The following is a 23,423-nucleotide window of genomic DNA, read 5'->3' on the forward strand; positions in this document are numbered from 1 at the left end:
GCCGGCTCGGTATGCGTGCGAGAGGCCCTCGCACGCATTGTCTCCCATGACCGTATCGCTGTCCCTCGATGCGCCGGCCCTGCCGGCCTTGCCCCTCAGGCGGCAGCGCAATCTCGCTGGCCGGGCGATGCTGCTGCTCGCGAGCGGCGTGGCTCTCTGCGCCCTGCTGCCGCTCGGCTTCATCCTCTGGATCGCGATCGAGACCGGTTGGCAGACGGCGCTCGCGCTGATCTGGCGACCACGCGTCGGCGAATTGCTCGCCAATACGCTGCTGCTCGAACTCTGCACGCTACCGCCGGCGATCGGGTTCGCGCTTGCGCTCGCCTGGCTGACCGAGCGCAGCGACATGCCCGGCGCCAAGTTCCTGTCCTGGCTTGCCGTCGCGCCGCTCGCAGTGCCGGCCTTCGTCCAATCCTATGCCTGGGTCAGCCTGTTCCCGCGCTTCCACGGGCTGCCGGCGGCAGCGCTGGTCTCTGTCCTCGCCTATCTCCCGTTCCTTTACCTGCCGGTCGCCGCGCAGATGCGCCGGCTGGACCCCGAGCTCGAGCATGCGGCGGCTTCGCTGGGGCAATCCCCGAGGCGGATTTTCCTGCGGGTCGTGCTGCCGCAATTGCGGCTCGCGATCTGCGGCGGCAGCCTGCTGGTCGGCCTGCACCTGCTCGCGGAATACGGGCTCTACGCCATGATCCGCTTCGACACCTTCACCACCGCGATCATCGACCAGTTCCAGTCGAGCTATAACGGCCCGGCCGCGAACATGCTGGCCGGGGTGCTGGTGCTGAGCTGCTTCGGCGTGATCGGCCTCGAATGGCTGTTGCGCGGCGGCGCACGCTATGCCCGGATCGGCTCGGGCGCACCACGCCCGGCCCCGCGCCGGAGGCTCGGCGCATGGCGCTGGCCTGCCGTGACGTTGCCGATCGCGCTTGCCCTGCTCGGGCTCGGCGTGCCCGCGCTGACCCTGTCGCGCTGGCTCATGGCCGATGGCGACACCATCTGGCGGCAGGGCGCGCTGGTGGCATCGCTGGCGACGACGCTCGGCTATGCCGCGGCCGGCGCTCTCGCGGCTGTCGCGGCGGCCCTGCCGATGGCCTGGCTGTCGGTGCGCGCGCCCAACCGGGCAACGCGCTTCCTCGAAAGCTGCCACAGCTATCCCGGTGCCCTGCCCGGCGTCGTAGTGGCGCTGGCGCTCGTCACGGTGACGGTACGCATCGCCCTGCCGCTCTACCAGACGGTGGCGACGGTGATCCTGGCCTATGTCCTGATGTTCCTGCCGCGCGCGCTGGTGGGCCTGCGCGCCGGCATCGCGCAGGTTCCGGTCGAGCTGGAGCGCGCGTCCGCCTCGCTCGGCCGCAACCCGGCCCGGACCTTGCTGGCCGTGACGCTGCCGCTCGCAGCGCCCGGCGTCGCGGCGGCTATGGCCCTGGTCGCGATGGGCGTGGCGACGGAGCTGACCGCGACGCTCCTGCTCGCGCCCAACGGCACGCAGACATTGGCCACGGAATTCTGGGCGCTGACCAGCGAACTCGACTATGCGAAGGCGGCGCCCTATGCCGTGCTGATGATCCTTCTCTCGCTGCCGATGACCGCGCTGCTGCACGCCCAGGCACGCCGATCCCTCAACGCATGACCCAGCTCGTCATCTCCGATGTCTCGAAGCGCTACGGCGCCACCACGGCGCTGGATCGCGTCTCGCTGACGGTCGAGCCCGGCAGCCGCGTCGCGATCGTCGGCCCGTCGGGCTCCGGCAAGACCACCTTGCTGCGCGTCATCGCCGGCTTCGAGGCGCCCGATGCCGGGACCGTCGTGCTGGACGGACAGGTTCTGGCCGATGGGCCGGCGATCGCCCCCGCCCATCTGCGCCGGATCGGCTCGGTCACCCAGGACGGGGCGCTGTTTCCGCATCTCGACGTCGCCGGCAATCTCGGCTTCGGCCTCGACGGGAGCGAACCGGACCGCGCACAGCGCTTGCGCGAACTGATGGAGCTGGTCGAGCTCGATCCGGCCATGCTGACGCGCAAGCCGCACGAGCTCTCGGGCGGACAGCAGCAGCGCGTCGCGCTGGCGCGTGCGCTGGCCCGCAAGCCCGCCCTGATGCTGCTCGACGAGCCGTTCTCCGCGCTCGACACGGGCCTGCGCGAGAGCGTCCGGCAGGCTGTGGCGCGTGTCCTGACCCGGGCCGGGATCACGACCATCCTGGTCACGCACGACCAGGGCGAGGCCCTGTCCTTTGCCGACCAGCTCGCGGTGATGCGCGAGGGAAAGCTGGTGCAGACCGGCAGCCCCTACGAGCTCTACTGGCGGCCGGCCGATATCGAGACGGCGCTGTTCCTCGGCAATGCCGTGCTGTTCGACGCCAGGATCGAGACGGTGGGCGTCTCCTGCGTGCTGGGCCGGCTCGCGGCCGAAACGGGCGGCCGAAGCGGCAGCGGCACGATCATGCTCCGGCCCGAGCAATTCCGCCTCTCGCCGGTCGGGCCGGGGCTGGAAGCCGGCATCGAGGATATCGACTTTCGCGGCGCGCAATGCGTCGTGACCTTGCTGGCGACGCAGGGCGGTGCGGAAACCCGCTTCACCGCGCAGGTTCCGAGCGTCGAGCAGCCGCAGATCGGCGACGTGGTTTTCGTCTCGGTGAAGGGGCCGGCCTTCCTGCTGCCGAGCGCCGGCTAAGCAGGAAGGGCCGCCTGCCGTGAAGATCACGCGGCGCTGCTTGCCTTCGGCTGATAGGTCATCGTCCTGACGACGCCCTGCGCAGTGCGTTTCTCGTCAGCGGGCACATCGGCGTATTCTTGATCTCCCCGATTATTCATATTCCCGGAATGATGCCTTTGATTTAACAATCACACGAAATAAAATTCTTGGGCGGGGAAACGATGCTCAATCAGAATGTCGCGCGAGGCGCCTTCCTCGCTGCTGTGGCGCTGTTCTTCGCCTCCAACGCAATGCGTTATCCGATCGGCGACTTGGCTCATGCAGGCCCGGGCCTGTTTCCGCTCCTGATCTGCGTGCCGCTGCTGATCATCGCCGGAGCGATCATCTGGCAGGCGCGTCTCACCGCGCCGGTGCCCCTGCAATTCAACCCGAAGAACATCGTCCTGATCATGGCGAGCCTCGTCGGCTTCGTGCTCGCTTCGGAATACCTGAACGCGATTGCCGGGATCATCGTCCTGGTCTTCATCGCGGGCTTTGCCGGGACGAGCTATTCCTGGGTCCGCAACATCAAGATCGCACTCGGGCTCATCGTGGTGGCCTACGTCTTTCAGCGCTTTCTCGGCCTGAACCTGAGGCTGATCTGATGGAAGTCCTCCAGAACCTCGCCTTTGGCTTCAGCCACGCCCTCACGCCCGAAAACCTGCTCTACTGCGCCATCGGCTGCGTCGTCGGCACGCTGGTCGGCCTGCTGCCGGGCCTGGGTCCGCTGGCGACGATCAGCCTTCTCCTGCCGCTGACCTATTCGATCCCAACCGGCGGCGCATTGATCATGCTCGCCGGCATCTACTACGGCGCGCAATACGGCGACAGCGTCAGCGCGATCACCATGAAGATCCCGCATGCCTCGAGCATCGTCGCCTGCATCGACGGCTACCAGATGACGCTGAAGGGAAAGACCGGCCTCGCGCTCTTCACCGCCGGCGTCTCCAGCTTCATCGGCGGCACGGTTGCGATCGTGGTCCTGGCCTCGCTGGCACCGCTGCTGGGCAGCATCGCCCTGAAATTCGGCCCGACCGATTACTGCGCCCTGATGCTCTTCGGCTTCGTCTGCGTCAGCTTCGTCACCACCGGCAGCCTGCTCAACGGCCTGGCGATGTGCCTGCTCGGCGTGCTGCTCGGGCAGGTCGGTACCGACCTCGAAACCGGCATGGAGCGCTTCACCATGGGCCTGCCGTCGCTGATCGACGGGGTCAGCCTGGTGAGCCTGGCGCTCGGCTGCTTCGGTATCGCCGAGATCACCAAGAATCTCGACGCGAAAGAGGAACGCACGCCGTTCAACGGCAAGATCAAGCTGATGCCGACCTGGCCGGAGTTCAAGCGCATCATCCCGAGCGCGCTGCGGGGTAGCGTCGTCGGTTCCATCCTCGGCATCCTGCCGGGCGGTGGGCCCGTGATCGCGCAATTCGCCGCCTATGGCCTCGACAAGAAGATTAGCAAATACAGGGACGAAATCGGCCAGGGCGCGATCGAGGGCGTCGCCGGCCAGGCCGCAGCCGACGAAGCGGCGGCGCGGACCAGCTTCATTCCGCTGATGAGCATCGGCATCCCCGAGAACGCCGTCATGGCGCTGATGATGGCGGCCTTCATCATCAAGGGCATCCAGCCCGGCCCGAACATGATCGCCAAGCACCCGGACCTGTTCTGGGGGCTGGTCGCGAGCATGTGGGTCGGCAACTGCTTCCTGCTCCTGCTCAACGTGCCGCTGGTCCGGTTCTGGCTCTCGGTCTTCAAGATCCCCTACAACGTGCTGTTCCCGTCGATCCTGTTCTTCTGCTGCGTCGGCACCTTCAGCATCAACAACAGCCTGCACGATATCTACACGACGGCGGCTTTCGGCCTGATCGGCTACGTCATGATGCGGCTCGCCTTCGACCCGGCACCGCTGATGCTCGGCTTCATCCTGGGACCGATGCTCGAAGAGTATTTCAGGCGCTCGATGCTGCTGAGCCGCGGCAGCTTCCTGACTTTCTTCGAGCACCCGATCAGTGCGGTGCTGCTGTCGCTGCTGATGCTGTTCATCGGCTGGCAGATCTTCACGACGCTGAGAGGCCGAAAAGTCCCGAGCGAGGGCGAGCAGGTGCCGGCTGCGAGCCCATAACGGGATTTTCAGCAGGGATGCCGCATTGAAACCGTTCCAATTGCGTCACAAGCCGACATTGGGGACCATCCGGAAAGCCGAAACTTCGCGTTGACGCGATCGTGAGGCAGCCTTGATCGGAATTTGTCCAATGACCGTCTAGCTCCCGCGTGGCGCTTCTGAAACTCTGCGACCGATGTCGAAGCAGACCGCCCCCGACTGCAACGGTGCGCATGCCGCAGGCACGTATGGCCGGCCGGGCGCATGCCATGGCTTGCGCGTCCCTGCCCTGGCATGCGTAACGCTGATGCTCGGCTGGATGCCGGCTAAGGCGGCCGGGAACGAGGTGCTCGGGCGCCATCTCTCTGCTGAATGCACAGCCTGCCATCAGCTTTCGGGACAGAGCGTCGGCGGCATTCCCCCCATTATCGGCTGGCCGGAAGACCAGTTCGCTGCCGTTCTGGCCTCCTATGGCCGCAAGGAGCGCGGCGGCCAGGTTATGCAGGCCATCACTGCGAAACTCAGCCCTGACGACATGACGGCGCTCGCCGCCTATTTCGGCGCAGTTTCGCCGAAGCCATGACTGTGCGGAGGCCGCGGATGACACCGACACGTCGTGATCTGGTTGCTGCCTCGGGGGCCGTTCTAGCCGCCGCGACATTGGGCATGCCTGCGGTCCTCGGCCAAGCAAAAGCCCGCGTGGTCGTGGTCGGCGGCGGGCCGGGCGGTGCGACCGCCGCCAAATACATCGCCCGCGACGGCGGCGGCAGGATCGCCGTAACCCTCGTCGAGGAACACGAGGTGTATCAAAGCTGCTTTCACTCCAACCTCTATATCGGCGGCTTCAAGAGCTATGAGCAGCTCCTGCATCGCTACGATGCGCTGACAGCCGCCTACGGCATCACGCTGGCGCGCCAGCGCGCCGCGCGGATCGAGCGCGACCGAAAGAACGTGGTGCTCGCCGACGGCACGCGCCTTCCGTACGACCGCCTCGTCCTCTCGCCCGGCATCGACCTGAAATACGATTCCGTTCCCGGGTGGTCGCAGGATGCCGAGGAAATCATGCCGCATGGCTGGAAGCCGGGCCGGCAGACGCTGCTGATCCGCGAGAAGCTCGATGCCGTGCCTGATGGCGGAACGATCGTGATGATCGCCCCGCCAAATCCCTATCGCTGCCCGCCGGGCCCCTACGAGCGCGCGTCGATGTTCGCCCATGTCCTCAAGTCGACGGGCCGCACGAAGGCGCGGGTCGTGATCCTCGATCCAAAGGACAGCTTCTCCAAGCAGGGCGTCTTCATGCCGGATTGGGAGAAGCGCTATGGCACGATGATCGAATGGCTCGGTCCGCGGGTGCATGACGGCATCAAATCGGTCGACCCGGCGAAGGGCACTGTCGTCACAGGTTTCGAGACCTACGAGAACTGCGCCTTCGTCAACGTCATCCCGGCACAGATGGCGGGAGCGGTTGCGCGCGAGGCAGGGCTGGCACCTGCCGGCGGCTACTGCGCCATCGACCCGGCCACGATGAAATCGACGGTCGATCCGGCCGTCTTCGTGCTCGGCGATGCCTGCATCGCCGGCGACATGCCTAAATCCGCCTTCTCGGCGAATAACCAGGCCAAGGTCGCGGCGATGGTCGCGTGCTCCGAACTGGCGGGCGAGCCCGCTTTTCCTGCGCGCTATTTCAACACCTGCTGGAGCCTCGTCGCACCCGACGACGCGATCAAAGTGGGCGGTCGCTACGAGCCCAGGGACGGGCGCATCGCCGCAACCGAGACCTTCATCTCGCAGCCGGGCGAAAGCGACGAGGTCCGCCGCCAGACACAGGCCGAGAACCTCGCCTGGTACGAGGCGATCAGCGCCGACATCTTCACTTGAAAGCCCCGCCATCGCGGCACGCAGCGCAGGGATGCCCGGCCGAGATTTTCTCATTATTGGCATTGGAGACGAGACGGATGATGAAGACGATCGCGGCAACCGCCGCCCTGCTTGCTGCGACATGGCTCGGCGCGACATCGGCCAGCGCCCAGGATGCCGCCGCGGGCGAGAAGTCCTTCGCGAAATGCCGGGCCTGCCATCAGGTCGGCGAAACCGCGAAGAACGTGATCGGGCCGGCCCTGAACGGGCTTTTCGGGCGCCAGTCCGGCACTGTCGAGGGCTATAGCTATTCGCCGGCCAACAAGAATGCCGGCATCACCTGGGACAATGCCAGCTTCGCCGATTACATCAAGGACCCGAAGGCGAAGATGCCGGGCACGAAGATGGTCTTCGCCGGCATCAAGAACGACAAGGAAATCGCCGATCTGGCCGCCTATCTCAAGCAGTTCGGCGCGGACGGCAAGAAGCTCTAGCCGGGCTTAGCGCCTCATGGCGGGCGTCTCGACCGGCAGTCCCTCGGCCCTGCCCGCGAGATAGAGTTCGAGCGCGAGATATTCGGGCGAGCCGTAGTCGAATTGCGTCGCCCGGACACCCAGCGAGCAGGCCCGCAGCCGGCGGTGCAGCGAGCCGACCGTATTCCATTCCAGGCGGTAGGCGGGGTAACCCGTGCCGGCGCCGTGACTGATCGTGTCGCCGCGCAGCTTCTGCCCGACCAGCCCGTCATGGCACTGCTTGCAGGAGAGATTGAGCTGCCCCTGCCGGCGCTCGAAGAAGGCTTGGCCGGCCTCGTAGAAGGGGCGCGCGGGCCCATCGGTCCGCACGCTCATCGGCAGGCCGCGCGAGAGCGAAGCGACATAGGCCGTGAGCGACAGGAGTTCTGCACTCTCGTAACCGAAAGCGGGCTGCCGCTGACGTTCAACCCGGCACTGCTCGATCCGGCTCTCGAGATTAAGCAGCTTGCCGCTCGGCCGGTCGACCTGCGGATAGTGCGTCGCAGCGCCGCGCAGGCTCGCCGCCGGATCGGCATGGCAGCCGAGGCAGGCCTGCCCGGTCGCAGGCTTCTCGGCGAAAAGCTCTTTGCCCTGGTCGACCCAGAACCAGGCCGGATTGCGGTTCGGATCACCCTGCCGGCGCCGCAGTTCCGGTGACAGGAAGGTGCTGCCGGACGCGATCTCGTCAGCGCTTGCGGGGGCCAGAACGCTCAGCAAGGCGAGAAGGAGGGCGGGAACACGCAAGGCGTTCGCTCAGGCCACCGTCAGGCGCGCCGAGCGCGTATAGGTCGCGCCGCCATCCTCGCGCCATTCGAAAACGATGTCGCCGGTCTCGACCGCGCGTGTCCTGAACGAGATGAAAGGATTGGCGGCGACCCCGGTATGCATGTCGAAGCGAATGATTTCCGCCCCGGCATAGGTCGCGGTCATGCGGTTCAGGATCTTGCGCGGCACGATGCCGCCCTTGCCGTCGGACTGGCCGCCCCGATCCATCGGATGGCGCATCAGCACCTTGATCTCGACGATATCGCCGGCCTTGGCCTGTGGCGGCACGGTAATGCGGGCGTTGAACATCGCTCAGCCTCCGTCGATACAGGCACTCAGCGTCACCACCACCGGCGCCTTGGCGATCGCGTAGCGCCCGTCGCTATGGGCGACGACGGCGGCCACCGTTTGCGACTGGGCGAGGCGCAAGGTCGTCGCGACCTCCGCCAAGCCAGCGCGCGGCGACAGATGGATGCGCGCCATGTCGGGGAACGGGTTCCGGTCGGCGATCAGATGGATCCAGCGCACATGCTCGGCCTCGGTCATCGGGCTGTCGACGGCGATGCGGACATCGACGGAATTGCCGTTCTCGACCAGTGCGGGAATGTCGAGCGTAACGCCGGTTTCGGCCGGGGCCGCCCCATCCGTGACGCGCCGCACGAGTTCATCGAGCGTCTCGTTCTCCGCGGCGCCGGCCGACGCAGGATAGGCGGTCAGCGCCAGGCCTGCCGCCGCCAGAGCCACCAGATCCCGGCGGCTGGGCATTTCATTCCGTCTTGAGTGAGGCAAGATAGGAAACGACATCCTCGATCTCCTGTGCCGAGAGCGCAGGCTGGCCGCGATAGGCCGGCGCCACATCTCGCATGTTCTCGATGCGGAAATAGGGCGGCATCACCGTTTGCGGATCCAGACGCGACATGTCGACCAACCGCAGACGGATCTGACCCGCTTCGAGCCTTGCTCCCACGCCCTTGAGCGACGGCCCGATCGAGCCCTGAAAGGGCTCCGACGGATCGTCGCCCTGGTGGCAGATCAGGCAATTGCCGCGCTCGCGATCCCTGACGAGCGCTGCGCCACGCGACGCATCGCCGATCTTCCCGCCGAGCGCCTCCGGAATGGCGTCGGCGACGATGCGATACGGCTCCAGCGCCAGCGCCGGCGAAGCAGCCATCAGAAGCGCCAGCCCGGCGGCGCCGGCAACCCTCCAGGGCGAATGGAGGGATGGTGACGACCGAGCCGAGATCACGCCTTCTTCAGATCGCTATTCTTCAGCGGCAGCGAGCGGATGCGCTTGCCCGTCGCCGCGAAGATCGCGTTCAGCACCGCGGGCGCCGCCACCGCGATGGTCGGTTCGCCGACGCCGCCCCAGAAGCCGCCGGACGGCACGATCACCGTCTCGACCTTCGGCATCGCCTCGAGGCGCATCACCTCGTAGGTGTCGAAGTTCTCCTGCTCGACGCGACCGCCCTTGATCGTGATCTCGCCATAGAGCGCAGCCGAGAGGCCGTAGACGAAAGAGCCTTCGACCTGTCGCTCGATCTGCGCGGGATTGACGGCGTGGCCGGGATCCGTCGCAGCGACGATGCGGTGAATGGTGAGCTTACCATCGGCGCTGACGGAGACCTCGGCCACCGCCGCGACGTAGGAACCGAAGCCCATGGTCTGGCAGATGCCGCGGAAGACGCCGTCCGGAAGGGGCTTGCCCCAGCCGGCCCGCTCCGCCGCCGCATTGAGCACGGCGAGGTGCTTGGGGTGGCTCTTCATCAGCGAGCGGCGGAATTCGAGCGGATCCTTGCCCGTCTCATGCGCGATCTCGTCGATGAAGCTCTCCAGATAGACCGTGTTCTGGTTGAGATTGACCCCGCGCCAGAAGCCCGGCGGCACATGCGGGTTGCGCATGGCATGGTCGATCAGCAGGTTCGGGAACGAATAGCCGATCGAGGCTTCGGGGCCGGGAGCGTTCAGGCCCTGGAAGACGGCCGGGTCACGCCCGTTCTGGATGGTCTGCGGGAAGATGCCCGCGACGATCGACTGGCCGGAGATGCGCATGTGCAGCCCGGTGACATTGCCGTCCTTGTCGAGCGCCGCCTTCATCTTGCATTGGGTAATCGGGTGGAAGCGCCCGTGCAGCATGTCCTCCTCGCGCGACCAGATCAGCTTCACCGGCGTGCCGGGGATCTGCTTGGCGATCGCGACGACCTGCCGGACCCAGTCATGCACCGCACCGCGCCGGCCGAAGCCGCCGCCGAGGTCGATCTTGTAGGCCTCGCATTTTGCCAGCGGCAGGCCCGAGGCCTCCGCCGTGGCGGCTAGCGCCGCCTCGCCGTTCTGCGTCGGCGTCCAGACCTCGCATTTCTCCGGGGTGTAGAGCGCCGTCGCGTTCATCACCTCCATGCAGGCGTGGTTCTGGAACGGGTAGCTGTAGGTCGCCTCATAGACACGCGCCGCGCCGGCCAATGCCGCCTTGGCGTCGCCGTTCTGGTTGCCGACCACGGCCTCGGGCGCATCGAGCCCTTCCTTCAGCCAGGCCGCGATGCTTTCGCTGGAAACCTGCGCATGCGGCCCCTCGTCCCATTCGATCGGCAGGGCGTCGAGAGCGGTCTTGGCCTGCCACCAGGTCTCGGCCACCACCGTAACGGCGCTGTCGCCGACCGACAGGACATGCTTGACGCCCGGCATGCCCTTGACCTTGGCGGCATCGAAGCTCTTCACCTTGCCGCCGAAGACGGGGCAGTCCTTGATCGCGGCATTGAGCATCCCCGGCAGCTTGAAATCCATGCCGTAGATCTTCTTGCCGTTGGTCTTGTCGGCCGTGTCGAGCCGCGGCAGCGCCTTGCCGGCGATCGTCCAGTCCTTCGGGTCCTTGAGCGGGACGTCCTTCGGCGCGTCCAGCTTCGCGGCCGCCGCCGCGACCTCGCCATAGCGGACGGAGCGCCCCGAGGTCTTGTGCGTGATCACGCTCTTCTCGGCGCTGCATTCGGCGGCCGGCACCTTCCATTCGTTCGCCGCCGCCTGGATCAGCATCATGCGCGCCGCCGCGCCGCCCTTGCGGACATAATCATGCGACTCGCGGATGCCGCGGCTGCCGCCGGTCGAGAAATTGCCCCAGACCCGGTTGCGGGCGACGTTCTGGCCCGGCGTCGGGTACTCCGTCGTGACCTTCGCCCAGTCGCAGTTCAGCTCCTCGGCGACGAGCTGGGCGAGGCCGGTCAAGGTGCCCTGCCCCATTTCCGAGCGGGCGATACGGATCACCACCTTGTCGTCGGGATGGACGACGACCCAGGCGTTGATCTCGGGAACACCGGCCTGCTGCGCCAGAGCCGGGATCGAGAAGCCGAAGCTGAAGACGCCGGCGGCCGCGGCGGAGCCGGCAAGGATATGGCGGCGCGAGGGACGGAAGTCGCGAGATTGCGTCGAGATGGTCATGATCGATCCCCCCTCAACCGCGGCCGAGCTGGCCGCCGGCGGCGACATCGAGGATCGCGGCCTTGACGCGGACATAGGTGCCGCAGCGGCAGATATTGGTCATCTCGCTGGCGATATCGGCCTCGGTCGGCTTCGGATTGGCCTGCAGCAGCGCCGCCGCGGTCATGATCATGCCGCTCTGGCAGAAGCCGCATTGCGGCACGTCATGCTTGATCCAGGCCTGCTGGATCGGATGCGTGCCGTCCGGCGAAAGCCCCTCGATGGTGACGATCTTCTGGTCTTCCGTCACGGCGCTGACGGGCAAGACGCAGGAGCGCGTGGCGACGCCGTCGATATGAACCGTGCACGCTCCGCACTGAGCGACGCCGCAGCCGTATTTCGTGCCCGTAAGGCCGATCTGTTCGCGAATGACCCAGAGCAGAGGCGTGTCGCCGTCGACCGTGACGTCGAGCGCCCGGCCGTTCACATTCAGCTTCGTCACCGTAAACCCTCCCGGTTCGGTTCAATCAGGACGGCGAGAGAGCCCACGCGCCTCGCCGGAAGCTCCGGCGCACCCGCATGGCGAACCGGACCAGTTTGAATTGGAACGGATTGAAACTCAGAAGCTGGATGGAGCCAACGGCCTTCGTCGGCCGATCACGTTTCATGATCAGCCGCTGAAACCTGAAACATGCCTGCGGAGCCGTCGATTCAGACAAATTTCCCTGCTTTTGGCCTGCAACGCGGCACTGGAAAGCGTCTAATCGGCAACGAGCGATTCACGCATATGTGACCCGTCGCTCTACGGGAGTGCCAGCGCCAGGAGCGCCGGGCGCTGGTCCGTGTGCAGTGCGCCAAGAGCTGGAATTGGCGGAGCACCCGGGAGCAGGCATTCATTCGCGAACCCGGCTCACTCTTCCAGTGCACGGGTTCGATTGCAAATTCTCTGCAGGGCGCGCTAAGCGCGCGGCAAACGCGGCACGCACCTCGCAAGGGCGGGGAGAAGCCGCCCTTGCCGTGGTCGTTTTCGTCCGCTCCTCGCGGGGAGGTTAGGAAGACTTCGCCGCGAGCTCTTCCGGCACGAGCTTCACGCCGTGATAGCGCTGGTAGATGTCGACCAGCTTGCCGTTCTTGAGATTGGCGGTCACCCACTCGTCCAGCTTGGCCTTGAGCTTGGGTTCGTTCTTGCGCAGCGCAACGCCGAGCGGAAAGCCCTTCATGACGAATTTGGTGTCGAGGTCGAGCTGGGGGTTGTCCTTGCGCAGCTGGTTCAACAGCGGCAGCGAGGTCGCATAGATCTTGAGCTGCCCGGAGGTGATCGCCGTCGTCGACGTCGGATCGTCCTCGAAGCGCGTGATCGTGACGTCCTTCACATTGGCGGTGCCGCGGGTGAGCTCCTGGTCATTGACGGTGCCGCGCGTCACCGAGATGCCGCCCTTGCCGCCGAGATCGGAATAGGAAGAGACCTGCATCGCCTTGGGCGCCGCGACGACGCATTGCAGTTCGGCATAGGCGGTCGAGAAGTCGATCACCTTCTTGCGTTCGTCCGTGATCGAAAGCGCGGAGATGACCACGTCGGCCTTCTTCGCCATCAGGTACTGCACGCGGTTGGGCGTCGAGACCTGCACGATCTCGAGTTCGACGCCGAGATCCTTCGCCAGCAGTTGAGCGGTTTCAACGTCCGAACCGGTCGGCTTGAAGGCTGCATCCATCATGCCGTGCGGCGGATTGCCGAGATCGATGGCGACGAGGATCTTCTTGCGGGCCATGATCTCGTCGAGCGTGTCGGCGGAGGCCGAGATAGCCGACAGGCCGACAAGTCCGAGGCCAATCAGGCTGGATAGGAAAGTAAGAGTCGAGCGGCGGTTCATGTGTCGTTTCCTCACGTGAGATGGATTTTGTTCTCATGCGGTCGTCGTCGCGCGACCTTGGGCAGCGGCCGTTAGAGGCCGACGCCGACAAAGCTTTTGAGTTCCGGAGTGTTGGGATTGCGCAAAATGTCGCGCGAGCCGGTTTCGTGGATCAGGCCTTCATGCATGAAGATGACACGATCCGCGATCCTCGCCGCGAAGGCCATTTCGTGGGTCACCAGCAGCATGGTCATGCCCTGGCGGGCGAGTTCCTCGATAACCTTCAGGACCTCCTCCGTCAGTTGCGGATCGAGCGCGGAGGTGACTTCGTCGAACAGCATGACCTGCGGGCGCATAGCCAGCGAGCGAGCAATCGCGACGCGCTGCTGTTGACCGCCTGAGAGCTGTTCGGGATAGGCATCGATCTTTTCGGAGAGCCCGACTTGGGCGAGAACCTCCTGCGCCAAAGCGCGGGCGCTCGCCTTGTCCGCCTTCTTCACCCAGCGCGGTGCGAGCGTGATGTTCTGCTCGACGGTCAGATGCGGAAAGAGATTGTAGCTCTGGAAGACGATACCGACATCCTGCCGGAGCTTGCGCAGCTCGATCTTGGGATCGCTGACCCGGTGGCCGCAGACGATGATTTCGCCCTTGTCCACGGTCTCCAGCCGGTCGACGCAGCGCAGCGCGGTACTCTTGCCCGAGCCGGAGCGGCCGATCAGGGCGACGACCTCGCCCTTCTGGACTTCGAAGCTCAGGCCCTTGAGCACCGGCACGGCACCGAAGCTCTTGTGAACGTCGCGAAAGCTAACGATGGGCGACATTGAGTTTTCTCTCAAGACGGCGGCTGAGCCACGAAAGCGGGTAGCACAACAGGAAATAGAGGCCGGCGATGATCAGGTAGATCCGGAAGGGCTGGAAGGTTGCGTTGTTGATGAGCTTGCCGATGTAGGTCATCTCGGCCATGCCGATCACGGAAGCGACCGAGGTGTTCTTGACGATCTGCACCATGAACCCGACGGTCGGCGGCACGGCGATGCGCAGTGCCTGGGGCAGGATCACCAGCAACATGCGCTCCCATCGTGCCAGTGCGAGGCAATCGGCCGCCTCCCACTGCGTGCGTGGGACGGATTGCAGGCATCCGCGCCAGATTTCGCCGAGATAGGCCGCGGAGAACAGCGTCATGGCGATGCAGGCTGCCGCGAGCGGCGGCATGTCGAAGCCAAAGACGGGCAGGCCGAAATACAGCACGAACATCAGGACGAGCAGCGGCGTGCCCTGGATCAGGTTCACGTAGACAGCCGCCAGCCCCCGGATGATCAAGCTGTCGGAGATGCGCGAGAGAGCGACGGCGAAGCCGACGAGGCCGCCGGCGAGGAAGCCGACCGCCGACAGAAACACCGTCCACTTCAACCCGGCCAGCAGGGCCGCCCAATGCGCTGGCGAAATCCCGAGGAGGGAGGGGATCATAGCGTCGTCCCCAGCTTACGGCGCCGCACGAAGGCGAACTGGCCGACCGCCCAGAACAATCCCCGCATGCCGAAGGACAGCAGCAGGTACAACGCCGCGATCACCAGGAAGACCTCGAACGGACGGAAGGTGTCCGACTGGATGCGGCTCGCGGCGGCGGTCATTTCCTCCGCCGATATCTGCGAAGCGATGCTCGTTCCGAGCATCAGCAGCACATACTGGCTGGCCAGCGCCGGATAGACCTTCTCGATCGCGGTCGGCAGCACGATCGCCGCCACCACCTGCCAACGCGACAGCGCGAGGCAATCTCCGGCCTCGATCTGGCCCTTGTGAATCGACTCGATGCCAGCGCGGATGATCTCGCTGGAATAGGCGCCGATATTGATGGTGAGGCCGATCACGGCGGATGTCGTCGCAGAGAATTTCAGGCCCAGCGACGCAAGGCCGAAATAAACGACGAAGAGCTGGACGAGCAGCGGCGTGTTGCGGATCAGTTCGACATACAAGCCGACGAGCCCGCGCAGGATGCGCGAGCGGCTGGTGCTGGCGACCGCGCAGGCGATGCCGAGCAGAAAGCCCGCTACCGTCGCCATCAGCGACAGCTGGATGGTGAGCCAGAGCCCATCCGCCAGCATCGGCCAATAGTCCCACAGAAAGGAGAAATCGAAGCTATAGTCCATTCGGGGCTTTGCCCTCTGTCTTGGTGTTTCCTCCCGCAGAGACGTCGTCAGGCCATGAATTGCCCACCGTTCACTTCGAGAACCTGGCCGGTGACGTAGCCGCTGAGCGTGTCCGAGGCGAAGAACAGGTAGGCGCCCGTGCAATCCTCGGGCGTTCCGATCACGCCCATCGGAATGGTCTTGCGCATCCCTTCGAGAATCTCGGGCGTGGAGTAGCGCTCGTGGAACGGGGTCGCGATCACACCGGGCGAGACGCCATTGACGCGGATATGCGCCCCGGCCAGCTCCTTGGCGAGATTGCGCGTCGCGTTGAGAACGAAGGCCTTGGCGCTTGCGTAGAGCAACGCGCCAGGGCCGCCGCCATTACGGGCCGCGACGGAACTCGTGTTGATGATGCTGCCCTTGCCGGCCTTGCGCATATGGCGCGCCGCCGCCTGCGAGGCGAACACCACCGAGCGGACATTGAGATCTAGCACGCGGTCATAGATCTCGTCGTCCAGCTCGTCGAGCGGCGCGCGCTTCACCAGGGCACCGGCATTGTTGACGAGGACGTCGAGCCCGCCGAGCCCGGCCGCCGCTTCGTCGACGATCCGGATCGCGTCCTGCGATTTCGAGACATCGCCGCCGACCAGGATCGCCTTGCCCCCGGCGTGGGCGATCTCGGCCACAAGAGCCTCGGCAGGTTCCTTGCTCGCATTGTAGTGCACGGCCACGACAGCGCCGTTGGCCGCATAGGCCTTCGCGACGGCGGCGCCGATGCCGGTGCTCGATCCCGTCACCAGGATGCGCTTGCCCTTCAGGTCTTCGATCATGCTTGTCTCCTTCCCGCGCATCAGGCGAAGGCGGGGTAGCGGCTGGGGAATGTCTGGCCGGCGTCGTCCAGGGCCGGGCCCGCGGCAAACACGGGAGACGCCGTCCACGGCCGCGCCATCGCATCGGTCATGCGGTTGATCTCCGCGAGATAGCCCGCACCCTCCGAGGCCAGCGCCGCTTCCATGGCAGCGACGTCCGGATAATGCTCCTGGAAGGCCTTCCACCAGATGGCGCGGCCGGCGAGGAAGCCGCTGGCACCGGCCTTGAAGGCATAGTGCAGGACGCGCCGGAACTCTTCCATGCCGGCGCCGGCGGAGAGCATCACCCAGGGCTTGTCGATCAGCTTGCCCATCTCGTCGAACCAGGCCTGCGCCTCGGCGACCTCGGGACCCGTCCCCGAGGGATCAGGCAAATGGTTCGCAGCCAGCGGGCTTTCGAGCTTGTAGATATCCACGCCATACTCAGGCGAGGCGAAGTCACGCACGCTCTGCAGCACGAGTTCGGGGCGCTTGTCCTTGTGCTCGATGTAATCGGTGGTGTGGTCGCTGGCACCGGCGAAGGGGAAGACGAGAAGCTCGAGCAGGAAGGCGAGGTCGTAGGCCTTGCAGGCGGCACCGACCTCGCGCACCAGCCGGTGCTGGTGCTCGCGGACGTCGGCCGAGCAGTCCGGCCGGTACCAGAGCAGCAGCTTCACGCCTTCGGCGCCCGCGCGCTTGATCTTGTCGACGCCCCAATCCTTCATCGCGTAGGTCTTGCGGCCGCCGGCGCTTTCCTCGAAGGCGAAGTTCTCCAGGGTCAGCAGCAGGCCGGGATGGGCCGGCAGGGCATCGAAGGCGAGGCTGTAGCCGTAATCCGGATCGATCAGCACGGCCGTGCTCTGCGGCGCCAGCGCTTGGACGAGCGCCCGCTTGACAGCGCCGACGCGGTCATAGGTCGCGGAGCCGGCGCCGAGCTTCTGGTCGATCGCCTTGATGATTGGCGGCCGCTGATCGGCCGCCATCATCTTGAAGCGGCCTTGCGCATCGGAAAGGCGGCGGAGTGCGCGGAATTTGCCCGCCGAGAGAGAGCTGGTCATACGAAATCCTTGGTGGGTGAGAGCGCGGCAGGCGGCCGCGCGAGAAACGCATCGACTTCTTCGGCCGTCGGGATGGTGGAACCGCCGCCCCAGCGCGTGCATTTCACGGCGGCGACGACATTGGCGAAGCGCATGGCGTCCCGCGCCGGCAGGCCACGCGCTACGGCAAGCGCGAAGGCCCCGTGGAAGACGTCGCCGGCGGCGAGGGTATCGACCGCGCGGATCGAAACGGCCGGCTCGTGGTGAAAGCCGGAGCCATCGACCCAGAAAGCGCCCTGGTCGCCCATCGTCACACCGACGAGCTCATGGGCTCCGCCATCGTGGACGCGCCGCAACCGCTCCTCGACACTTCCCGCTTCGCCGGCAAACTGCACCAGCGCAGGCTCGGAGAAGACGACGTGCGACGCCATCGGAACGAGCGCACCAAGCGCGGCCGGGTCCGAGGTCAGGTCCGCGTCGAGCACCGTCGGTTTGCCAAGGGCACGGGCCCGGGCGAGCACCGCACGAGAAGCCACCGGCCAACGCACATCCGCCAGGACGGCGTCGAACGCGGCGATATCGTCGAGCGGAAGCCAGGAGGCATCCGTGTCCAGATTTGGATCGGCAAAAACGAGGAGCATGCGCTCTCCGTCGCCCGTGACGCCGACTGCAGAAATGCCCGACCGTGCCTCCTCGACCCGCCGGACCCGCGACACATCGACCTTGCTGCGCTGGAGATCGGCGACGATGCGGTCTCCCTGCATGTCGTTGCCGATGCGCGCCCAAAGAGCGGCATCGCCACCCTGGCGCGCAATCGTAATCGCTGCGTTGGTTGCCGGTCCCCCGGCCGCCGAAGCAAAATCGGAGGCGAATATCTTCGTGGGCCGGGTCGGGAAAGCCGGCAGCGCGAATATCTCGTCGTAGACGGCGACGCCGACGCAAAGAACCGCGGTCATGCAGGGCGCCCCTGGAGACGATTATCTCCGAAGCGTCGAGGCGCGCCGACGCACGCCGCCGAAGCGAGCTCGCTCATCATTCCACCGCTCAGGTCGTTTCCAAATTCGGATCATCATTCCGTATTCCGGAATTTGATGCGATCTAGCTATTCCGGAATGCGGATGTCAATTCCAATTTTCATATGACGAGCGAATGGATATGGTGCCGCCGCATCACGGGCAGCACCGAGAGACGGATTGAGTGGGGGACAGCACCGTATGGCGGGAAAAGTCGCAGACAAAGAACGGATTCCCGGCGGCACAGAGTCGGCCGAAAGTCCGGATCAGCGCGGCTCGCTCAAATCGATGCAGAAGTTGATGGCGGTGCTCGATTGCTTCTCGCGATATGACCGTTCGCTGAGTCTCGCCGAGATCTCCGAGCGCTGCAAAATGCCGAAAACGACGGTGCACCGGCTCGTCACCAGCCTGCGCGAGGCCAAGCTGCTGGAGCAAGACAAGGGGCGGGATCGCTACCGGATGGGCATTCGCCTGTTCGAGCTGGGCAGCATTGTATTGGCCAATCTCGACCTTCATCGCGAAGCCCGCGATCTGGTGGAGCGCCTTGGGGACATCAGCGGCGAGTCGGCCCATCTGTGCATCTTCGACGGCACCAACATGGTGATCATCGAACACCGCGAGCCTGGGGGGAACAGCGTCAACTGGACGACGACCCTTTCGCTTTCGCCCTCGTACTGCACCGGAGTGGGCAAGGCCGCGCTGGCCTTCCAGGAGCCGGCGACGATCGAGCGGGTGATCGGACAGGGCCTGCTCCCCTACACCTCCACGACGATCACCGACCCCGACGCGCTGCGTGCCGACCTCGCCGAGACGCGCAAGCGCGGGTACTCGATCGACGAAGGGGAGCATCAGGCCACCGTGCGCTGCGTCGCGGCGCCGATCCGGAATACGTCGGGCCGCGTTTTCGCGGCCGTCAGCGTGACCGGACCGATGGACCGCGTCACGCGCGAACGCGTCCCCGCGCTCGCCGAGCTCGTGATGGCGACGGCCAATCAACTCTCGCGGCAGCTCGGCTACGAGCCGCCCGGACAGGCAACGGACAAGGCGAGGAAGGCGAAGTGACGGGCCCGATGGAGCTGGGAGGGGTCATCGTTCCCCTGACGACGCCGTTCGCCGCCGATGAGACCATCGATTACGGGGCTTTTTCCCGACAGATCGAATGGATGCTGGCCGAAGGCGTCGATGGCGTGGTCGTCGGCGGCAGCACCGGCGAGGGGTTCACCCTCGACGAGGAAGAGGTCTTCGCGCTATCGCAGCGTGCCTTGGAGGTGGTCGCCGGTCGGGTGCCGGTCATGACCAGCATCATGGCCGATAGCAGTCGGGCCGCCGTGGCGCGCGCGCGCCAACTCTCCGAACTGCCGTTGACCGGGCTCCAGGTCGCGCCACCGCATTATATCTTCGCTCCCGATGACGACGGGCTGGTCGAGTTCTACCGTCGGGTCGCCGGCGCTGCGGACTTCCCGATCGTCATCTACAATGTCATTTCCTGGGCCAATGTCCGGCCGGAGCTCGCCGTGCGGATCATGGACGACGTTCCGCAGGTCCGTGCCGTCAAGCAGAGCGACAAGGACCTCGGCGCCTTCGCCGATCTCACCCTCGCCGTCGGAGGAGAGCGTGTCTTCGGCGCGATCGATGGCTCTCTGATGAGTTGCTACGATCTCGGCGCTGCGGGATCGATTGCCGCGATCGCAAGCGCGGCTCCCGGCCCAAACGTATCCCTCTGGAAAACCTTGCGTGACCATCGCCGTGAGCAGGCCAAGGAGCTCAATCGTGAGCTGTGCAATCTCTGGCGCTCTCTCGCTGCTCCGAATCTACCGGCGCGCGTGAAAGCTGCCCAGACGTTGCAGGGCGTGAGCTCTGGGCTGCCGCGCTCGCCGATGTCCGCCGCCTCGGTCGACTGCGAGATGGGGATCGGCGAGGCGCTCAAGCGATTGGAGGCCTGCAACAGGCAAAGCTTGTGAACCAAGGTCGACATTCAGTGCGTGAAAGCCGCAACTGCTGCCGCACGAATGGCGGCCAGTCGCCCGGCCTGGCGATCGTCCGCTCGGTCTCCAACGCGCGGCGGCAGGGCAGGACGATTTCATGAAGGTTATCGTCGCGGCGACGCATTGCTACCCGGGATGCCGGGTCCGGATCGAGGAACGCGGCCAAAATCCGTCCGCACTCGTCGAATTCAGCGACGGCACCATCGTGCTGGGGGAACTTGATACTACCGACGGAGTGACCCTCCTGACGGTGCCCAGTTACCGTACGGCGCGCGGCACGCGGATCGAGATCAAGACCTGGCGTCTCGAACCCGGCAGCGGAGCTGGGTGCTGGCGCATCAAGGCGCGCGTGACGACGGGGTGAGCGGCTTGCCATATGACGCGGGAACGGGGCCCGGTCCGCTCGCTCCAGAGAGGTCTCATTGCTCAGGTGGTGCGGATCTCGAGGACGGTACCGGCATGAACCCGCGTGTCGAAATAGCAGAAGCCGCCGCCGTCAACGCGCTTGCCGCGCGCAATGATGCCGAGGCCCGCGTCGAGGCCGGCCTGGACGCCTGCATCGATGTCGGGCACCTCGAAACCGAGATGATAGATGCTCTCCCCATGCTCGAGGAGGAATCGACGCTGCGGACTATCGAGCTCGCCGGGCATGCAGAGCTGGAGCTGCACGTTGTCGAGATCGGCGCAGCGATACTTCATCGCGGCTGACGCCGCAGGGTTAGGCACCTCGAACTCGGCATAAGGGCCCTTCTTTGGATAGTCGTAGAAAGGGCCGAAGCCGAGACGGCTGTAATAGGCCTCGGCGCGTTCGAGATCATGCACCACGACGCAGATATGATGGAGTTTGCGGAACAGAGCTGACATGGCGACCTGCTGAGACCTGCGGACTCGAAGGGAATGGGACGGGTGTTCAGAGATGGAGGGCGGGCTCGACGATGGCGCGTGTCGCCTCGACATGCTGCCGGGCCGCCCGCTCGGCGCCGTCCTCGTCGCGCGCCGTCAGCGCCGCGAGGATGAGCTGGTGCTGCTCGTTCGACTGTCGCATCTCATGCTCGGCGAACAGCACCGGTACCCGCAGCATCCAGTACTGGAACTGCGTGCGCTCGTGGAACTGGGCGAGCAGCGGGTTGGCCGCGGTGTCGACGATGCTCTGATGGAAGATGCCATTGAGGCGGTTGAGCTCGTGCCGGGTCAGGCTGTCGGCGGGCTGCATCTGCTCTATCAACGCCGCCAGTCTGGCAAGCTCGGCCTTGGTGATGCGGCGGGCGGCCAGGCGCGCGGTCGCGCCCTCGACGGCGGCCCGGCTTTCGAAGATCGCGCCGATCTGCGAGCGGACGACCTGCTCCACGACCCAGCCGCGCTTGCGCGTGAGATAGCCTTCGCCCTGCATCAGCAGCAGGGCCTCCCGCACCGGGGTTCGCCCGGCGCCGAGCCGTTCGCACAGCTCGTCCTCGACGATGCGTTCCCCGGGAGAGAGTTCACCGCCCAGGATCATGCTGCGCAGCCTTGTGCGCACATCGGTCGAAATGGCGGTCTCGGTCGGCCTCATGATCGTGCATCCTGCTGCGCGGGCGACTGGGGTGGCGCGGCCTGTCCATCTTTCAGAAGCCGGGCCAGGAACTGACGCGCCCGGTCGCTGCGCGGACTGGTGAAGAACGCTGCAGGCGCGCTGTCCTCGACGACGGCACCACCTTCCATGAAGATCACCCGGTCGGCGACGTCGCGGGCGATCGCCATGTCATGGGTGGCGATCATCATCGTCTGGCCGTCCTCCGCCAGCGCGCGGATCGTGGCGACCACCTCCTGTACGAGCTCTGGATCCAACGCGGAGGTCGGCTCGTCGAGCAGCAGGACGCGCGGTTCCATCGCGAGCGCCCGGGCGATCGCGACGCGCTGCTGTTGGCCACCCGAGAGCTGGGCGGGGTAGGCATCCTTGCGCGCGGTCAGGCCGACCTTCGCGAGCAAGGCTTCCGCCCGGATCCGGGCCTCTGCCTTGGGCAGGCCGAGGACGATCCGGGGACCGCTCATGACATTTTCGAGCGCCGTCATGTGCCGGAACAGATTGAAATGCTGGAAGACCATGCCGATCTGCCGGCGCTGCAATGAGACCTGCGCATCGGCCAGTTCATGCAGGGCGGTCTCGGTCTCGCGATAACCGATCAATTCGCCGTAGGCATAGACGCGGCCCGCCGAGATGCCTTCGAGGCGGTTGATGCAGCGCAGAAGGGTCGATTTTCCGGCGCCGGAGGGACCAAGCAACGCGACAACCTGGCCGCGCGGCACGTCGAAGCTCACGTTCTCGAACGCGACCACCGGCCCCCAGGACTTGCCGACGCCATGAAGCGAGACAGCGGGAAGGTTGTCGGTCATCTCGGCGGAAACCTCTTCTCGAGCCCGGTCTGGATGACCGTCGCCAGCGCGGTGAGCGCGAGATACCAGATCGCGGCGACCGTCAGCAGCTCGACGACGCGGAAATTCGAGGAGTAGATGTCGGTCACGACGCGCAGCATCTCGGGATAGCCGATCGTCGAGGCGAGCGAGGTCGATTTCAGCAGCATGATGTATTGGTTGCCGCAGGCCGGTACGATGATGCGCCCCGCTTGCGGCGCGACGACATGAGTGAAGACCTGCCTCTGAGTCATGCCGAGCGCGGTCGCGGCCGATCGCTGGCCGTTGTCGATCGCCATGATACCCGCGCGCATGATCTCGCTCATGTAAGCGCCTTCGGCGAGGGACAGGCCCGCCAGTGCGGCGAGGAACGGCGTCACCACGACCGTGGTCGGCGTTTCGAACAACGGCCCCGGCAGAAACGGCAGGGAGATCGTGATCGTCGGGAACATCGTCGGCACGGCGTTGAACCAGAAGACGAGCTGGATCAGCATCGGCGTGCCGCGGAAGAGGTAGACATAGACCGCGGAGAGGCCGGACAGAATGGGATTGCCGGACAGGCGCATCAACGCCGAGATCAGCCCGATGACGCTGGAGATTCCAAGCGCCAGCGTACCGAGGATCAGCGCGTTCAACGCCCCGGCCACGATCGCCGGATGGAACAGATACTCGCCGATGATCGTGAGATCGAGAATGCGCGAGCGGATGCCGCCCCAGACGATCGCGGCGACGAACGCCACCACGATCCCCCCGACCACCCAGCCGCCCCAGCGACGCTGAGCCACGATCGGCAGCGCCGCAGCGGCGAGGACTGGAGCTGCTGGCCCGGCAACGCTCATCGTCGCTCC

27 protein-coding genes are annotated in these 23,423 nt (G+C 65.8%); 10 read left to right on the forward strand and 17 right to left on the reverse strand.

Going from position 1 to position 23,423, the window contains the following annotated elements; all coding sequences use genetic code 11:
• The first annotated feature begins 46 nt into the window (after positions 1–46).
• The 7 genes from JHD80_RS07790 (at position 47) to JHD80_RS07820 (ending at position 7,137) form a co-directional block, all read left to right on the forward strand.
• A complete protein-coding gene (locus tag JHD80_RS07790; RefSeq protein ID WP_199085808.1) occupies positions 47–1,627 on the forward strand; it encodes an ABC transporter permease in 1,581 nt (526 codons plus the stop codon).
• On the forward strand, positions 1,624–2,667 hold the full coding sequence (locus tag JHD80_RS07795; RefSeq protein ID WP_199085809.1) for an ABC transporter ATP-binding protein: 1,044 nt from the start codon (positions 1,624–1,626) through the stop codon (positions 2,665–2,667). Before JHD80_RS07790 ends, JHD80_RS07795 begins: the two co-directional genes overlap by 4 nt.
• Positions 2,668–2,870: 203 nt before the next feature.
• Positions 2,871–3,293, forward strand: coding sequence for a tripartite tricarboxylate transporter TctB family protein (locus JHD80_RS07800; protein ID WP_199085810.1), 423 nt, complete (start codon positions 2,871–2,873; stop codon positions 3,291–3,293).
• Positions 3,293–4,807, forward strand: coding sequence for a tripartite tricarboxylate transporter permease (locus JHD80_RS07805; RefSeq protein WP_199085811.1), 1,515 nt, complete (start codon positions 3,293–3,295; stop codon positions 4,805–4,807). The genes JHD80_RS07800 and JHD80_RS07805 overlap by 1 nt, the downstream gene beginning before the upstream one ends.
• Positions 4,808–4,982: 175 nt before the next feature.
• Positions 4,983–5,369, forward strand: coding sequence for a c-type cytochrome (locus tag JHD80_RS07810; RefSeq protein ID WP_199085812.1), 387 nt, complete (start codon positions 4,983–4,985; stop codon positions 5,367–5,369).
• 17 nt (positions 5,370–5,386) lie between these two features.
• Positions 5,387–6,664, forward strand: coding sequence for an NAD(P)/FAD-dependent oxidoreductase (locus JHD80_RS07815; RefSeq protein WP_199085813.1), 1,278 nt, complete (start codon positions 5,387–5,389; stop codon positions 6,662–6,664).
• 80 nt (positions 6,665–6,744) lie between these two features.
• On the forward strand, positions 6,745–7,137 hold the full coding sequence (locus JHD80_RS07820) for a c-type cytochrome (protein WP_248311441.1): 393 nt from the start codon (positions 6,745–6,747) through the stop codon (positions 7,135–7,137).
• Between the two features lie 6 nt (positions 7,138–7,143).
• Here the strand turns inward: JHD80_RS07820 and soxA are convergent, their stop codons facing one another.
• The 13 genes from soxA to JHD80_RS07885 form a co-directional block, all read right to left on the reverse strand.
• On the reverse strand, positions 7,144–7,899 hold the full coding sequence (soxA, locus tag JHD80_RS07825) for a sulfur oxidation c-type cytochrome SoxA (RefSeq protein ID WP_199085815.1): 756 nt from the start codon (positions 7,897–7,899) through the stop codon (positions 7,144–7,146).
• Positions 7,900–7,908: 9 nt separating this feature from the next.
• Positions 7,909–8,229, reverse strand: a complete 321-nt coding sequence (gene soxZ / locus JHD80_RS07830; protein ID WP_199085816.1) for a thiosulfate oxidation carrier complex protein SoxZ — start codon at positions 8,227–8,229, stop codon at positions 7,909–7,911.
• A 3-nt stretch (positions 8,230–8,232) separates the two neighbouring features.
• Positions 8,233–8,685 carry a thiosulfate oxidation carrier protein SoxY gene (locus tag JHD80_RS07835; RefSeq protein ID WP_199085817.1) on the reverse strand — a complete coding sequence of 151 codons (453 nt, stop codon included), beginning with the start codon at positions 8,683–8,685 and terminating at the stop codon, positions 8,233–8,235.
• Between the two features lies 1 nt (position 8,686).
• Positions 8,687–9,091, reverse strand: a complete 405-nt coding sequence (gene soxX, locus JHD80_RS07840; RefSeq protein ID WP_199085818.1) for a sulfur oxidation c-type cytochrome SoxX — start codon at positions 9,089–9,091, stop codon at positions 8,687–8,689.
• Between the two features lie 71 nt (positions 9,092–9,162).
• On the reverse strand, positions 9,163–11,346 hold the full coding sequence (locus JHD80_RS07845) for a xanthine dehydrogenase family protein molybdopterin-binding subunit (protein WP_199085819.1): 2,184 nt from the start codon (positions 11,344–11,346) through the stop codon (positions 9,163–9,165).
• Positions 11,347–11,359: 13 nt separating this feature from the next.
• Complete coding sequence (locus tag JHD80_RS07850) at positions 11,360–11,827, reverse strand: 2Fe-2S iron-sulfur cluster-binding protein (RefSeq protein WP_199085820.1); 468 nt, start codon at positions 11,825–11,827, stop codon at positions 11,360–11,362.
• A gap of 547 nt (positions 11,828–12,374) precedes the next feature.
• Positions 12,375–13,196: a transporter substrate-binding domain-containing protein gene (locus JHD80_RS07855; RefSeq protein ID WP_199085821.1), complete on the reverse strand. Its 822-nt coding sequence runs from the start codon at positions 13,194–13,196 to the stop codon at positions 12,375–12,377.
• Between the two features lie 71 nt (positions 13,197–13,267).
• Positions 13,268–13,996: an amino acid ABC transporter ATP-binding protein gene (locus tag JHD80_RS07860; RefSeq protein ID WP_199085822.1), complete on the reverse strand. Its 729-nt coding sequence runs from the start codon at positions 13,994–13,996 to the stop codon at positions 13,268–13,270.
• Positions 13,980–14,642 (reverse strand): amino acid ABC transporter permease, encoded by a 663-nt coding sequence (locus JHD80_RS07865; RefSeq protein ID WP_199085823.1) that lies wholly within the window; start codon positions 14,640–14,642, stop codon positions 13,980–13,982. Before JHD80_RS07865 ends, JHD80_RS07860 begins: the two co-directional genes overlap by 17 nt.
• The gene (locus JHD80_RS07870) at positions 14,639–15,322 is read right to left on the reverse strand and encodes an amino acid ABC transporter permease (RefSeq protein WP_199085824.1); all 684 of its coding nucleotides are present in this window, start codon (positions 15,320–15,322) and stop codon (positions 14,639–14,641) included. Before JHD80_RS07870 ends, JHD80_RS07865 begins: the two co-directional genes overlap by 4 nt.
• A 47-nt stretch (positions 15,323–15,369) precedes the next feature.
• The gene (locus tag JHD80_RS07875) at positions 15,370–16,134 is read right to left on the reverse strand and encodes an SDR family NAD(P)-dependent oxidoreductase (protein WP_199085825.1); all 765 of its coding nucleotides are present in this window, start codon (positions 16,132–16,134) and stop codon (positions 15,370–15,372) included.
• Between the two features lie 20 nt (positions 16,135–16,154).
• Positions 16,155–17,210: a tagatose 1,6-diphosphate aldolase gene (locus tag JHD80_RS07880; RefSeq protein ID WP_199085826.1), complete on the reverse strand. Its 1,056-nt coding sequence runs from the start codon at positions 17,208–17,210 to the stop codon at positions 16,155–16,157.
• On the reverse strand, positions 17,207–18,145 hold the full coding sequence (locus tag JHD80_RS07885; protein WP_199085827.1) for a PfkB family carbohydrate kinase: 939 nt from the start codon (positions 18,143–18,145) through the stop codon (positions 17,207–17,209). Before JHD80_RS07885 ends, JHD80_RS07880 begins: the two co-directional genes overlap by 4 nt.
• A gap of 258 nt (positions 18,146–18,403) precedes the next feature.
• Between JHD80_RS07885 and JHD80_RS07890 the strand changes: the two genes are divergently transcribed.
• The 3 genes from JHD80_RS07890 (at position 18,404) to JHD80_RS07900 (ending at position 20,551) form a co-directional block, all read left to right on the forward strand.
• Complete coding sequence (locus tag JHD80_RS07890; protein ID WP_199085828.1) at positions 18,404–19,264, forward strand: IclR family transcriptional regulator; 861 nt, start codon at positions 18,404–18,406, stop codon at positions 19,262–19,264.
• On the forward strand, positions 19,261–20,163 hold the full coding sequence (locus JHD80_RS07895; RefSeq protein ID WP_199085829.1) for a dihydrodipicolinate synthase family protein: 903 nt from the start codon (positions 19,261–19,263) through the stop codon (positions 20,161–20,163). Before JHD80_RS07890 ends, JHD80_RS07895 begins: the two co-directional genes overlap by 4 nt.
• A gap of 121 nt (positions 20,164–20,284) precedes the next feature.
• Positions 20,285–20,551: a hypothetical protein gene (locus JHD80_RS07900; protein WP_199085830.1), complete on the forward strand. Its 267-nt coding sequence runs from the start codon at positions 20,285–20,287 to the stop codon at positions 20,549–20,551.
• 62 nt (positions 20,552–20,613) lie between these two features.
• Here JHD80_RS07900 and JHD80_RS07905 read toward each other — a convergent pair whose 3' ends face one another.
• The 4 genes from JHD80_RS07905 to JHD80_RS07920 are packed head-to-tail and all read right to left on the reverse strand — an operon-like array spanning position 20,614 to position 23,414.
• Positions 20,614–21,051, reverse strand: a complete 438-nt coding sequence (locus JHD80_RS07905) for a VOC family protein (RefSeq protein ID WP_199085831.1) — start codon at positions 21,049–21,051, stop codon at positions 20,614–20,616.
• 46 nt (positions 21,052–21,097) lie between these two features.
• Positions 21,098–21,736 carry a GntR family transcriptional regulator gene (locus tag JHD80_RS07910; RefSeq protein WP_199085832.1) on the reverse strand — a complete coding sequence of 213 codons (639 nt, stop codon included), beginning with the start codon at positions 21,734–21,736 and terminating at the stop codon, positions 21,098–21,100.
• Positions 21,733–22,557: an amino acid ABC transporter ATP-binding protein gene (locus JHD80_RS07915; protein ID WP_199085833.1), complete on the reverse strand. Its 825-nt coding sequence runs from the start codon at positions 22,555–22,557 to the stop codon at positions 21,733–21,735. Before JHD80_RS07915 ends, JHD80_RS07910 begins: the two co-directional genes overlap by 4 nt.
• Complete coding sequence (locus JHD80_RS07920; RefSeq protein WP_199085834.1) at positions 22,554–23,414, reverse strand: amino acid ABC transporter permease; 861 nt, start codon at positions 23,412–23,414, stop codon at positions 22,554–22,556. The genes JHD80_RS07915 and JHD80_RS07920 overlap by 4 nt, the downstream gene beginning before the upstream one ends.
• Positions 23,415–23,423 lie beyond the last annotated feature (9 nt).

Source organism: Allobosea sp. ASV33 (genome assembly GCF_016428755.1).
In the GTDB taxonomy this organism is placed as follows: Bacteria; Pseudomonadota; Alphaproteobacteria; order Rhizobiales; family Beijerinckiaceae; genus Allobosea.